Genomic DNA, 12,177 nt, shown 5'->3' with positions numbered 1-12,177 from the left:
TCGCCCGATCGGACGAGTCCGCGGAGCGCATCGAACGGTCCTGGAGCGTCCCGGAAGGCATCAGCACCCGCGGCCGGGTGCTTCCATAAACCCCTCCGAAAAGGACAACAGAAACGACGAAGCCCAGGTGAGAAACCTGCTCTCACCTGGGCTTTTCTGTCGGGATGACAGGATTTGAACCTGCGACCCCTTGACCCCCAGTCAAGTGCGCTACCAAGCTGCGCCACATCCCGTTGTTTTGTTGTTGCCACGTGGACAACTCGAAAAGTCTACCTGACGCCGGGACGGTGTGCGAAACGGGGCTCTCGCCGGGCGCGTCTGCGCAAGAATGGTCGGATGGCAGATCCAGCTTCCGTGCGTATCGACGTGTGGCTGTGGGCCGTGCGCATGTACAAGACCCGTTCGAATGCGACCACCGCGATCCGCGGGGGTCATGTGCGCGTGGGCGGAGAGCACGTTAAACCCGCCTACAAGGTGAAGGTGGGCGAAGAGGTGCGCGTCCGCATCAGCGGCTTCGATCGGATTCTCGGTGTGAAGAAGCTCCTGCTCAAGCGCGTGGGCGCGCCCATTGCGGCGGAGGCTTATGAGGATCGCACTCCCCCGCGCCCGCCGCGCGAGTTCTACGCGCCGATCGTCACGCGCGATCGTGGTTCTGGGCGTCCTACCAAGCGCGAACGGCGCGAAATCGATCGCCTGCACGGGCGCGACGCCGACTAATCCGCGGCGCAAAGCGGCCCGCGGTCACTGCGGTCTGGTGGCCTTGCCGTCCAGCCAGAGGGTGTCGGACGCATCACTGTGCGATCCGCCGCTGCCGACGTGCTTCGCGTCGATCTTCGGGCCCCTCTTAATCACGTGCACGAGCGCCATGCCGTGTCCGCGCCCCAGGCCGTAGTCCTCCTTCAACCACTCGAGAATCCTCCCGGCCTTCACATCAGGCGCGTCGCGGGCGCCTGGTCCAGCAGTCTTTTCAGCCAGCTCACTCCCCGCACGTCCGCGCCCGCCTGCTCCAGCCGGCCCGTCAGCGCTCGGTCGCTCGTTACGGCCGTCACCCGCAGCCCCGCCGCAGCGAAGTCCGTCGCCCGGAAGACCAGCTCGTCATCGCCGGCCCCATTGGCGCGCACCAGCATCACCCGGCCGGCCGCATCGCACACGCCGTTTGCCTTCCCCTCCGTGACCATGACGATCGCGGGAAACCACTGCTGAAGCCCGAGGCCCAGCTCGCCCGACGCGACGCCGGATGCGGCGAGCGCCTCGAGCCGCGCGTACAGATTGTCGGCGGCAGCGACGCGGTCTTTCCACCATCGATTCGGAACCGATCCGACAACGTTGGCGGCGTCGATGAGCAGAACCGGTCGCACGCTGAGAGCGTCGCGCAGCGCGGGCCAGGCGGCTCCGAACCCCGGGTGCAGGGGCTTGTCGTCCACCTGATCAACGGGCACCCACTCGAGGGCGAGCGACTCCGGATCGGTGATCTCGGGGGCGAACGGCGCGACAACGTCTCCGGCCACCGTTGTGTATGTCCACACCCCGGCGTCGAAGACGTGGGTGAACCGCGGGACCATCACGCCGTTCGGCACTCCGGCCTCTTCCTGCGCCTCCCGCAGCGCGCCGCACACGGCGGATTCGCCCTGATGCATCGCGCCACCCGGCAGCCCCCACGTACCACCGAAGTGGCTCCACCCCACCCGGTGCTGCAGGAGAACGCCGCGCACGGGATCAACCGCGAGCAACCCCGCCGCCCCGAACCGCCCCCAGTACCGTGCGCCGTTCGGCGCCTCCACCCACGCGTCGCCGGGGTCGCGGGGCTGAGAGTCGAGGGGATGGCGCGTCACACGCCCACCCTATTGCCCCGGCCGTGCCGCTGCGCGGGACAAACACACCGCACACGACGAACGGCCCGGCCAGATGGCCGGGCCGTTCGGGGCATCATCAGCGCTTGCGGCGTTCCCGCACACGCATGTTGACAACGATCGGAGTTCCCTCGAAGTCGTACAGCTCGCGCAGGCGGCGCTGCACAAAACGGCGATACCCCGGGTCGAGGAAGCCGGTAGTGAACAGCACGAATGTGGGCGGACGCGTCGACGCCTGCGTGCCGAACAGAATGCGCGGCTGCTTGCCACCACGCAGCGGGTGGGGGTGCTCGGCGACGAGTTCCGAGAGGAACGCGTTGAACTTCCCGGTGGGGATGCGGCGGTCCCAGTTCTCCAGGGCTGTTTCGAGCGCCGGAACCAGCTTGTCCAGGCGACGACCGGTTTTGGCGGAGATGTTCACGCGCGGCGCCCACGCAACGTGCGCGAGGTCCTGTTCGATCTCACGCTCGAGGAAGCGGCGACGCTCCTTGTCTTCCATCTCGGGGGTGTCCAGCATGTCCCACTTGTTGAAGGCAAGAACCAGCGAACGGCCCGACTCCAGAACCAAGTCGATGATGCGAACGTCCTGCTCGCTGATCGGCTGTGTGACGTCGATGACGACAATCGCCACCTCGGCCTTCTCCAGCGCCGTCGACGTGCGCAGGGAAGCGTAGAAGTCGGCGCCCTGTGCCATGTGAACGCGGCGGCGAATACCGGCCGTGTCCACCAGCGTCCACAACTTGCCGCCGAGCTCGACAATCTCGTCAACCGGGTCACGCGTGGTGCCGGCCAGGTCGTTGACAACAACGCGCTCTTCGCCCGCAGCCTTGTTCAGCAGCGACGACTTGCCCACGTTCGGTCGACCCAGAATCGCCACCCGACGCGGGCCGCCGATCTCGTGCTTCGCGATCGCCGAGAGCTTCGGGGTCTTCGCCATCACGGCGTCGAGCATGTCCGCAACGCCGCGGCCGTGGATGGCCGAAACGGGGTACGGCTCGCCCAGACCGAGGTTCCACAGCACGGCGGCCTCGGCCTCGTGTGAGGCGTCATCAACCTTGTTCGCGATGAGGAAGACGGGCTTGTCCGACTTGCGCAGCAGACGAACAACGTGCTCGTCGGTGGCCGTCGGGCCCACCTTCGCGTCGACGACGAAAAGGATGACATCGGCCAGGTCGATGGCCACCTCGCTCTGCGCGGCAACGGAACGATCGATGCCCTTGGCGTCGGGCTCCCACCCGCCCGTGTCCACCAGCGAGAACTTCCGGTCCAGCCACTCGGCCTTGTACGTCACGCGGTCGCGCGTGACACCGGGGGTGTCCTCCACAACCGCCTCGCGGCGGCCGATGATGCGGTTGACAAGAGCCGACTTGCCCACGTTCGGGCGACCGACGATTGCCACAACGGGAAGAGCCGGAACGTACTCGTTGCCCTGCTCATCGACGTGGATGTCGGCCAGAAGCTCGGCGTCCTCATCGTCCAGCTCATAGTCGGCGAGGCTCGCGCGCAGGGTCTCCGCGCGTGCCTCGATCAGCTCGTCGTCGAGCTCCTCCAGGCGCCCCGCGAGGTTTTCGGCCCCCGCGGGCCCATACTCGTCATACTCGTTGTTCGCGGCCATCCTGGCCTCCCTTGCGCTTGCCGTCGATCACCGCGATGACGGCCTCAACAGACTGTTCGAAATTCAAATGTGTTGTATCGACGATGTCCACGCCCTCAGCTGCCGTGAGGAACTCCGACACCGTGGCATCGGAAGCGTCGCGGATCCGGATCGCCTCGGCCACTGCCGCAACATCCGCCGAGCCCATCTCGCGGCTGCGGCGCGCGGCGCGCACGTCGGGGTGCGCCGTCAACAGGATGCGGGCGGGGGCGTCGGGCGCGACGACCGTTGTGATGTCACGACCCTCCACAACAACGCCCGAATAGCTGGCCTCCGCGACGATCGCCCGGAAGAGGTGGTTGATACGCTCGCGCACCACCAGGTTTCTTGCCACACCCGCAACCGCGGCCGTGGTCTCGGGCGAACGAATAACCGACGTGACGTCGACGTCACCAACGCGCACATCACGCACATCGGGGTCGAGCGAAATCCGCGGCTCGAAGGCGTCGAACGCCGCGGCCACGGCCGTCTCATCGTCGGTGGCATACCCGAGGTGCACAACGTGCCAGGCAAGCGCCCGGTACACGGCGCCCGTGTCGAGGTACCCGAAGCCGAGCACCCGCGCCACCTGCTGGGACACGCTGGACTTCCCGGAGCCCGCCGGGCCGTCGATACCCACGAAGAATGTCTCAGTCACTGGTGCTCGCAATCCGCCAACCGCGCGCGGTCAGCCCATCGACGGCGCTCTGCAGCGTGGCCGGATCGACCGACACCTCGGCCAGGCCCAGCTGGGCGCCCGGCGAGTGCTCCAGACGGAAGTCCTCCACGTTCACGCTCAGCTCACCCAAATCGCCGAAGAGGCGACCCAGCTGGCCGGCCGCGTCGTCCACCATGACGACGAAGTTCTCGAAGGTGCGGCGCTGACCGTGCTTACCCGGCAGCCGTTCCACGCCGATGTTGCCCTGGCGGATCGCATCGGCCGTGCGGCGGCGCGCGCCGGGCGCATCGGGAGAACGCAGGGCGTCGGCAACGGCGCCGAGGTCCGCGGCGAGCGCGTCCAGCTGCTCGACCACCGGGGCGGCGTTGGCGGCAAGGATCTGCACCCACAGCTCGGGCGCGGACGCCGCGATGCGGGTGGTGTCGCGCACGCCCTGTCCGGCAAGGCTCAGCGACAGCTCGGGGGCATCGGCGAAGCGCGCGGCCAGAAGCGAGGCCACCACCTGCGGCACGTGCGACACGAGGGCAACGGACCGGTCGTGCTCTTCCGGTGTCATCTCAATCGGAACGGCGCCCAGGTCGAGCGCCAGATCTTCGATCAGGGCGAGAGCCGCGGCGGGCGTTTCGCCATCTCGGCAGATCACCCACGGCCGTCCCGTGAAGATATCGGCGCGGGCCGAGATCGCCCCGCCCCGTTCGCGGCCGGCCATGGGGTGCGAGCCGATGTAGTTGGCCAGGTTCAGGCCGCGATCACGCAGTTCGCGCAGCGGCTCCAGCTTCACGCTGGCGACATCGGTGACAACCGCCTCGGGGAAGCGCGTCAGCTCGGCGGCAACGGCGTCGGCAACGACATCCGGGGGTGTGCACACCACGACGATCGCCGGGGCGTCGTCTTCCGCCGCGGGACGACCGGCGCCGTAGTCAACGGCGAGGCGCAGCTGTGCGGGCGAGGTGTCAGTCAGCGCAACGTCAACACCGTTTTTGCGCAGCGCGTGGCCAATGCTCGATCCGAGCAGTCCCGCGCCCACAATCCGGACCGTTCCGCCCACGCGGGCACGACGACCGGCGACAAGAACCTCGTGCGGCTCACGCACGATCGAACGATCGCTCATCCGGTCTCCTCCCCGTCCGACGTCTCACCGCCGGAAACGGGCGATTCCTGCGTGGTCTGGCGCGCGAGAGTCAGCAGCGCACCACGTTCTACCTTATCGAGTTCCCGCGTGCGTCCGGCGGGGAGTGTTCCCAGGTGCAGCGGGCCGAACTGGCGGCGCACCAGCTCGACAACGGGGTGCCCCACCTCGGCCATCATGCGCCGCACAATGCGGTTGCGGCCCGAGTGCAGCGTCAGCTCCACCAGGCTGGAGCCGCGGGAGGAATCTAGCAGCCGCGCCTTGTCGGCACGAATGGGTCCATCCTCCAGATCGAAGCCCTTGGTGAGCAGCCCGATCGTCTGCGGTGTGACGGTTCCCTCGACCTTGGCGATGTATACCTTCGTCACCCCGTAGCGGGGGTGGGCGAGAACATTCGCCATCTCGCCGTCGTTCGTGAGAACGAGCAAACCCGAGGTGTCGGCGTCGAGGCGGCCGACGTTGTACAGCCGCTCCGGCCAATCGCGCGTGAACTCCGTCAGATCACGGCGACCGCGATCGTCCTTCATCGAGCTGACAACGCCCGTGGGCTTGTTGAGCAGCACATAGCGCTTGGTGGCGTCGAGCTGAACGGCCTGGCCGTCAACATCGACCAAATCGGTTTCCGGGTGGATGCGGTTGCCGAGTTCCGTGACAACCTTCCCGTTCACGCGCACGCGGCCGTCAACGATCAGCTGCTCGGAAACGCGACGTGATGCGACGCCCGCGTTCGCGAGCACCTTCTGCAGGCGTACGCCGTCTGCTGCGGGATCCATCTCAGACATCTCCCCATCATGACGGATCCACCTGGTCAGACGCAGGACACGGCCCGGCTCACCTACGTGATGTCGATTCCGTCGAAGCCATTTGCCCCGTCATCCAGCAGCGGCGAAATCGGCGGCAGCTCATCCAGGCCGTTGATTCCGAGCTTCTGCAACAGCAGATCCGTTATTCCGTAATGCATCGCCCCGGTCTCCGGATCGGCGTGCATCTCGGTGATCAGCCCCCGCCCCAGCAGGGTGCGCACAACGGAATCGACGTTCACGGCGCGGATCTGCGCTACCTGCGAGCGCGTGACGGGCTGTTTATACGCGATCACCGCGAGCGTTTCGAGAGCCGCCTGCGACAGCCGCGACGGCGCCTGACTTCCGACAAAGTCGGCCACAACGCGGTCCAGCTCCTCGCGCACGTAGATGCGCCATCCCCCGCCCACTTCGCGCAGTTCAAAGCCGCGGCGCGGGCCATCACTCTCGCCGTCATAGTCGGCGCGAATCGCCTGGAGTCCTGCGCGCACCTGGGGAACCGGCGCGTTCACGGCCGTGGCCAGGTTCACAACACTCATCGGCTCATCGGCAACGATCAGCATTGCCTCCAGTCGCTGCTGCAAAGAAAGATCATGCGTCATATTCGGCTCCCAGTGCGGCCAGGCTTTCGTCGTTCCACGTTTCGGCCGTCCACCGCACGGTGAGTTCGCCGAGCGGTTCGAGCTGCTCGAAGGCGACCGCATCGTGCCGGTACAGCTCGAGAATCGAAATGAACCGCGCCACGATCACCCCCGGGCCATCCGCGTTCGCGATCAGCTCCCGGAATGTCAGCGCGGTGTGCGTGCGCAGCGACGACACAACAATCGCCGCCTGCTCTCTGACCGACACCTGCGGAGCGTGCAAGTGGTCGAGGCCCACCGTGGGAATCTCCCGCGGCGCGAAGGCGAGAGTGGCCAGCGCCGCAAAATCCTCGGCGGTAAGCGTCCACTGCAGCTCCGGCGTCTTCGCGCGGTGCTTTTCTTCCAGCGGCACCTCGCGGGTGATGCGCCGATCCTCCCGCTGAATGTTGCCGGCGAACCATACCGACACCTCTTTGAAGGCGCGGTACTGCAGCAGTCGCGCGAACAGCAGATCGCGCGCTTCCAAAAGCGCGACGGCATCGGCGTCGACCAACTCGCCCTGCGGCAACAGACCCGCGATCTTCATATCCAGCAGCGTTGCGGCAACAACGAGAAACTCGCTCGCCTGATCCAGCTCTTCCGGGCCGTCCAGGTGCGACAGATAGGTGATGAACTCGTCCGTGACGGCCGACAGCGACACCTCGGTGATATCGAACTCACGCTTGGTGATCAGACTCAGCAGCAGGTCGAACGGGCCATCAAAATTCGACAGCGATACCCGAAAGCCGGAATCGCCCTCGCGCGCCTCCGAGAGGTCGCCGGCGGGATCAGCCGGCCGCGACACGGCTCTGCTGAGGCGCCCGCACCCGGCGGCGCATCGCTACGCGACCGCCCCGCGGTCGACGAGCTCGCGTGCCAGCCGCAGATATGCCTGCGCGGCGGGGTGCTGAGGCGCGTACTCGATGATCGGAACGCCCGACACCGATGAATCAGGGAACTTCACGGTACGCCCGATCACGGTCTCGAACACCTTGTCGTCGAACGTCTCAACGATGCGGTCGAGGACCTCACGCGAGTGCAACGTGCGCGAGTCATACATCGTCGCCAGCAGACCGTCTAGCTCCAGCGACGGGTTCAGGCGGTCCTGCACCTTCTCGATCGTCTCGATCAGCAGGGCCACACCGCGTAGGGCGAAGAACTCACACTCGAGCGGAACAAGAACGCCGTGCGCCGCCGTGAGCGCGTTCACCGTGAGCAGCCCCAGCGAGGGCTGGCAGTCGATGAGAACAACGTCGTAGTCGTTTACGACCTTGCGCAAAACGCGGGCGAGGATCATCTCGCGAGCGACCTCGTTGACCAGGTGCACCTCGGCCGCAGACAGGTCGATGTTGGCGGGGATGATGTCGAGACCCTCGACATGTGTTTCGACGATCGCGTCCTTCGGGTCGCGCTTGGTGTCGAGCATGAGGTCGTAAATCGTGGGGATGTCGTGCGTTGGCACGCCCAGGCCCGCCGACAGCGCGCCCTGCGGATCGAAGTCGATCGCCAGCACCTTCCGGCCATACTCGGCCAGCGATGCCGCCAGGTTGATGCTGGTCGTCGTCTTGCCGACGCCGCCCTTCTGGTTACAGAGGGCGATGATTCGCGCTGGTCCGTGGCGGTCCAGCGTCGGAGGGGTGGGGAAACCGCGGTACGGGCGTCCCGTTGGGCCCAGAATGACCTTGTCATCCGCGTTTGGCTGGTTGTTCTTCGCCACCGATGATCCTCCTGATACGACTGGGGCGAGTCTATCCGCACGGAGTTCGAAGAGGGCGAGAGGATCGCCGGGCATCGGGCACCCTGATCGCTGGCCGGCACCCAGCACACAGAACGCCAAGGCGGTACCGGAAACCTGTGGCTTTCGGCACCGCCTCGGCGCGTCTGTGCTCCGCTAGTTGCCGCGGAGCGCCGTGACCGGTTCGACCTTCGCCGCGCGGCGCGCCGGATACCAACCCGAGACCCAGCCGACGATGGCGCCGAGAGCAACGCCCGCGACGGCGAGGAGCGGATCGACAACGGCCGTCCACTGCTGGATCGCCGCAACGCCAACCACCCCCGCAACCCCCAGCGCCGCTCCGATCAGCCCGCCGAGCAGGCCGATCACCACCGACTCCACCGTGAACTGCGCCTGAATCTGTTTTCGCGTTGCGCCGAGGGCGCGCCGCAGACCGATCTCACCGATGCGCTCCGTCACCGACAGCAGCGTGACGTTCGCAATACCCAGGCCGCCGGCCAGGAGCGAAACGGCGCCGACGATGAGGAACAGCACGTTGACATCCGACTGCACGGCCGATCCCAGCTCGGACCCCGCCGACGGTGCACGTACCTTGAGCGTTTCGGGATCACCCGGCGCCAGGGTGAGAGGCGCCTGCTCCGCGATCTGTGGACCTGCCCCCACCGCGATACGCACAATCGCCTCACCGGGAGCGGACAGACCGAAGTCTTTCCGCGCCGCTCCGTCGGGAATGATCACGGCATCGCGCAGCTCCCCACGCGTGACCGTCTCCCCCACAACGCCGATCACGGCGTAGGCCAGACCGTCGATGAAAATCGACGGCTGGCTGTCGACACGCGTCACGTTCAGGCGTTCGGCAACGCGCTCTCCGAGAACCGCAACACGATCGCCGCGGGCGTCGTGCCCGTCGTCGAACATCCGGCCCATCGACAGCTCGCCCGAGATCACATCGATCAGGCCCGATGAGGCGGCCTTCACGGGCGGGGCGGCGAGCTGCGCCGCCGAGGGATCGTTGATGGGCACCGAGGTGATCTCGGCCTCCCCCAGCGGAACATCGGACAGCAGCGCCGCGCTATGCGCGCCGGCGAGCCGTTCCAGCCGCTCGGGAGCATCCCACGGGATGCGCCCGATTGCGCCCGACGGACCGTTCGATCCCAGCGAGCGCTCTTCGGGCGTGATCATGACCTGCGTTGCCGCCACCGCATCGAACTGGCTGGCGATCTGCGCCGACGCCGTCTGTGCGAACCCCCACGTCGCCACAAGCGAGCCGATTCCGAGCACAGTGCCCAGAATCGTCATGATGAGACGACCGGGACGCGAGCCGATATCGGCCGTCGCCTCGACGACGAGGTCGCTCGCCGAGAAGCGATCGCCCCGAGCAACGGGCTGCAGCAGATCCTGAGAAGCGCTCTCGGGCGCCGTGCGGCGGCCGAGGATGCCGCGGCGGCGTGGCCCCGGCTTCTTTTTCTCCTTTACGCGGCCCATGCCACCTCACTCAGACGCCCATCCGAAATACGAATAGAGCGACGCGCCCGTTCGGCGACGGCCTGATCGTGCGTAATCACCACGAGCGTGAGCCCATCGGCGTTGAGCTCTTCGAACAGCTCCATCACCTCGGCCGAAGTGCGCTGGTCGAGGCTTCCCGTTGGCTCATCCGCCAGCAGCATCTTCGGCCCGCTGACAACGGCCCTGGCCACGGCCACGCGCTGCTTTTCGCCGCCCGATAACGTTCCGGGAAGGAAATTCACGCGGTGGCCGAGGCCCACACGGTCAAGAGCAGCGCGTGCACGCTCCTCGCGCTCACCGCGCGGAACACCGCTGTAGAGCATCGGCATCAGCACGTTGTCGAGAACGGTTCGCCGCGGCATCAGGTGAAACGCCTGAAAGACGAATCCGATGAACTGCGCACGCGCAGCTGCCCGCTCATCGTCCGTCAGCGATCCCGTCGACGTGCCGTTGAGCCGATAGTCCCCCACCGTCGGACGATCGAGCAGACCGAGGATGTTGAGCATCGTCGATTTTCCCGAGCCCGATGGCCCAACGATCGAGAGGTACTCCCCCTCCTCCAACGTCAGGGACACGCCCTTGAGCGCCTGCACCTCCGGAGGACCAGGGAAAGAACGCGTGACGTCGCGCAGCTCAACGATCGGGGCCGTCACGACCCAACCACCACGAGATCGCCGGGAGCGAGCTCGCCATCGGTGGGAGTGATCTCCACGTATCCCCCGGCGGCCAGGCCCGTGTCCACTGTCACGAGAACCGTTTCGGCCTGATCACCATCACGAGGATCGCCCGTGACAACCTCCACACGAGAATCCCCACCGGGTCCGGCCGTCAGCGCGGCATACGGAACCGAAAGCACTTCGCCGTCGGTGGCGCCCACGGCGATCTCGAGACGCACGTTTGCCCCGCGCACCTCGTCCATCTGTTCCGGTGTGAAGGGATCGGGATCGAAGATCACCGTTGCGCGCTCTCCGCTCGACGTATCGATCTCGGCGATTTCCGCGCGATGGGGCGTCCCATCGGGCAGCTCGAATGTCGCCTCGTCACCCACCTCGAGAAGCTCGATGTCGGCCTGAGCGGCCGTTCCCGTGAGGCGCACGTTGGCACCGGAGACGGTCATCGCGGCGCCCTCAAGGGAGGAGCCTCGCGAAACACTGACCGAGTCGACACGGCGCGGCAGCTCCTGGAGGAACAGCACCTCGCTCGCGGGCAGATACGGGAGCGCGTCTTCCCGGGCAGCGGCGAGCGCCTCATTCGCCGCGGCGACGGCCTCAGTGGCACTGGTGACCATCGACTGCTCAACGCTGGTGTCGCGCGGGGCGTCGAGCGCCTGGCGCTGCAGCTTGGCGATCTCCAACTGGTCACGCAGGTCACGCGCGTCTTCGCCCTGGTTCTCGAGGGCAACGATCTGACGCCAAATGCTGTCGACCTGGCTGTCGGCCTCGCGAACGGCGATCTCGCTCGGGCCCTGGCCCGCTTCGGCAAGAGCCGACCGCGCGTCCACCAGCTGCTGTTCCGCCGCTCGCACGCCGTCTTCCGCCGCACGAACCGACTCACCAGAGCCCTCTTCCGGCTCGGGAGCAGGGTACCCGGCCTCGGTGTAGAGGACACCCACTGCCGAGGCAGCCGCGGCGTCGAAAACATCGGACTCGACGTTGCCGGGGTCGATCCCCACGTCGGCGAGCGCCTGCTTGAGCTGAAGAACGTCCGGCCCGGAAACGCCCACCCGAAGCGTGCGATAGGCGGGCAGGTCGCCGGGTAGCACGATCACGGGACGTCCCGTGACCTCCAGCGCGATCGACATCTTGTCGAGCTCATCGCCGACCGACGGAACCTGCCCGGTGACGATGGCCGCACCGGTGAACGACGTGGTGTCGAGGGTGAGGGAGACGGCGTCGGCGTACGCGACATCGCCGCGCATCGTCACGTCATTGCTGAGTTCGCCGAACTCCACCGGCACCGTGACGAGGCCGGGCTCAGGAGCTCCCGCGCCCGCCGCCGCGTCGAGCGGAGAGATCACGAAGCGACCAACGACGAGACCGGCGGTGAGGGCGATAACAGCGACGATCGCGGTGATCCACAGGGCACGGTTGCCCGTGAGAACGCGTCGCCATCCGCCGCCGCGGCCCGCTGTTTTCTCGGAAGCACCAGATTCCGCGGTTTCGGCGTCGCCGTCCGCCAGCATTTCGTCGAGTTCTTCTGGCGCGATCTGTTGTGTGTCGGTCACG

Annotated in this window: 13 protein-coding genes and 1 tRNA gene; 1 reads left to right on the top strand and 13 read right to left on the bottom strand. The window is 66.9% G+C overall.

The window, feature by feature from the left end; translation table 11 throughout:
• Nucleotides 1–159 precede the first annotated feature (159 nt).
• A tRNA-Pro gene (locus G6N81_RS11895) sits at nt 160–233 on the bottom strand.
• A gap of 103 nt (nt 234–336) precedes the next feature.
• Here G6N81_RS11895 and G6N81_RS11890 point away from each other — a divergent pair.
• Nucleotides 337–717: an RNA-binding S4 domain-containing protein gene (locus G6N81_RS11890; RefSeq protein ID WP_165137288.1), complete on the top strand. Its 381-nt coding sequence runs from the start codon at nt 337–339 to the stop codon at nt 715–717.
• 24 nt (nt 718–741) lie between these two features.
• Here the strand turns inward: G6N81_RS11890 and G6N81_RS11885 are convergent, their stop codons facing one another.
• The 12 genes from G6N81_RS11885 to G6N81_RS11830 form a co-directional block, all read right to left on the bottom strand.
• Nucleotides 742–975, bottom strand: coding sequence for a DUF4287 domain-containing protein (locus G6N81_RS11885; RefSeq protein WP_165137931.1), 234 nt, complete (start codon nt 973–975; stop codon nt 742–744).
• Complete coding sequence (locus G6N81_RS11880; RefSeq protein WP_241244980.1) at nt 927–1,832, bottom strand: NUDIX domain-containing protein; 906 nt, start codon at nt 1,830–1,832, stop codon at nt 927–929. The genes G6N81_RS11885 and G6N81_RS11880 overlap by 49 nt, the downstream gene beginning before the upstream one ends.
• Nucleotides 1,833–1,929: 97 nt before the next feature.
• A complete protein-coding gene (der, locus tag G6N81_RS11875) occupies nt 1,930–3,465 on the bottom strand; it encodes a ribosome biogenesis GTPase Der (protein WP_165137286.1) in 1,536 nt (511 codons plus the stop codon).
• Nucleotides 3,443–4,141, bottom strand: a complete 699-nt coding sequence (gene cmk, locus G6N81_RS11870; protein ID WP_165137284.1) for a (d)CMP kinase — start codon at nt 4,139–4,141, stop codon at nt 3,443–3,445. The genes der and cmk overlap by 23 nt, the downstream gene beginning before the upstream one ends.
• Nucleotides 4,134–5,273 carry a prephenate dehydrogenase gene (locus G6N81_RS11865; protein ID WP_165137282.1) on the bottom strand — a complete coding sequence of 380 codons (1,140 nt, stop codon included), beginning with the start codon at nt 5,271–5,273 and terminating at the stop codon, nt 4,134–4,136. The genes cmk and G6N81_RS11865 overlap by 8 nt, the downstream gene beginning before the upstream one ends.
• Nucleotides 5,270–6,064, bottom strand: a complete 795-nt coding sequence (locus G6N81_RS11860) for a pseudouridine synthase (protein ID WP_165137929.1) — start codon at nt 6,062–6,064, stop codon at nt 5,270–5,272. Before G6N81_RS11860 ends, G6N81_RS11865 begins: the two co-directional genes overlap by 4 nt.
• A 62-nt stretch (nt 6,065–6,126) precedes the next feature.
• The gene (gene scpB / locus G6N81_RS11855) at nt 6,127–6,693 is read right to left on the bottom strand and encodes an SMC-Scp complex subunit ScpB (RefSeq protein WP_165137280.1); all 567 of its coding nucleotides are present in this window, start codon (nt 6,691–6,693) and stop codon (nt 6,127–6,129) included.
• Nucleotides 6,683–7,516, bottom strand: coding sequence for a segregation and condensation protein A (locus tag G6N81_RS11850; RefSeq protein WP_165137278.1), 834 nt, complete (start codon nt 7,514–7,516; stop codon nt 6,683–6,685). Before G6N81_RS11850 ends, scpB begins: the two co-directional genes overlap by 11 nt.
• 36 nt (nt 7,517–7,552) lie before the next feature.
• On the bottom strand, nt 7,553–8,428 hold the full coding sequence (locus tag G6N81_RS11845) for a ParA family protein (RefSeq protein WP_241244979.1): 876 nt from the start codon (nt 8,426–8,428) through the stop codon (nt 7,553–7,555).
• A 174-nt stretch (nt 8,429–8,602) separates the two neighbouring features.
• Nucleotides 8,603–9,931, bottom strand: coding sequence for an ABC transporter permease (locus G6N81_RS11840; RefSeq protein WP_165137274.1), 1,329 nt, complete (start codon nt 9,929–9,931; stop codon nt 8,603–8,605).
• Nucleotides 9,919–10,605 carry an ABC transporter ATP-binding protein gene (locus G6N81_RS11835; RefSeq protein WP_165137272.1) on the bottom strand — a complete coding sequence of 229 codons (687 nt, stop codon included), beginning with the start codon at nt 10,603–10,605 and terminating at the stop codon, nt 9,919–9,921. The genes G6N81_RS11840 and G6N81_RS11835 overlap by 13 nt, the downstream gene beginning before the upstream one ends.
• Complete coding sequence (locus G6N81_RS11830) at nt 10,602–12,176, bottom strand: efflux RND transporter periplasmic adaptor subunit (RefSeq protein ID WP_206527875.1); 1,575 nt, start codon at nt 12,174–12,176, stop codon at nt 10,602–10,604. The genes G6N81_RS11835 and G6N81_RS11830 overlap by 4 nt, the downstream gene beginning before the upstream one ends.
• Nucleotide 12,177: the final 1 nt, after the last annotated feature.

This window comes from Microbacterium amylolyticum, from assembly GCF_011046975.1.
GTDB lineage: Bacteria > Actinomycetota > Actinomycetes > Actinomycetales > Microbacteriaceae > Microbacterium > Microbacterium amylolyticum.
The sequence above is the reverse complement of the archived record's forward strand: the minus strand, read 5'-3'. Positions and strand labels throughout refer to the sequence as shown.

What these genes read in the sequence shown, in the direction of transcription:
- G6N81_RS11865 (WP_165137282.1), bottom strand. Translation starts at nt 5,273, where the DNA reads ATGAGCGATCGTTCGATCGTGCGTGAGCCGCACGAGGTTCTTGTCGCC.
- G6N81_RS11860 (WP_165137929.1), bottom strand. Translation starts at nt 6,064, where the DNA reads ATGGATCCCGCAGCAGACGGCGTACGCCTGCAGAAGGTGCTCGCGAAC.
- G6N81_RS11840 (WP_165137274.1), bottom strand. Translation starts at nt 9,931, where the DNA reads ATGGGCCGCGTAAAGGAGAAAAAGAAGCCGGGGCCACGCCGCCGCGGC.
- scpB (WP_165137280.1), bottom strand. Translation starts at nt 6,693, where the DNA reads ATGACGCATGATCTTTCTTTGCAGCAGCGACTGGAGGCAATGCTGATC.
- G6N81_RS11890 (WP_165137288.1), top strand. Translation starts at nt 337, where the DNA reads ATGGCAGATCCAGCTTCCGTGCGTATCGACGTGTGGCTGTGGGCCGTG.
- der (WP_165137286.1), bottom strand. Translation starts at nt 3,465, where the DNA reads ATGGCCGCGAACAACGAGTATGACGAGTATGGGCCCGCGGGGGCCGAA.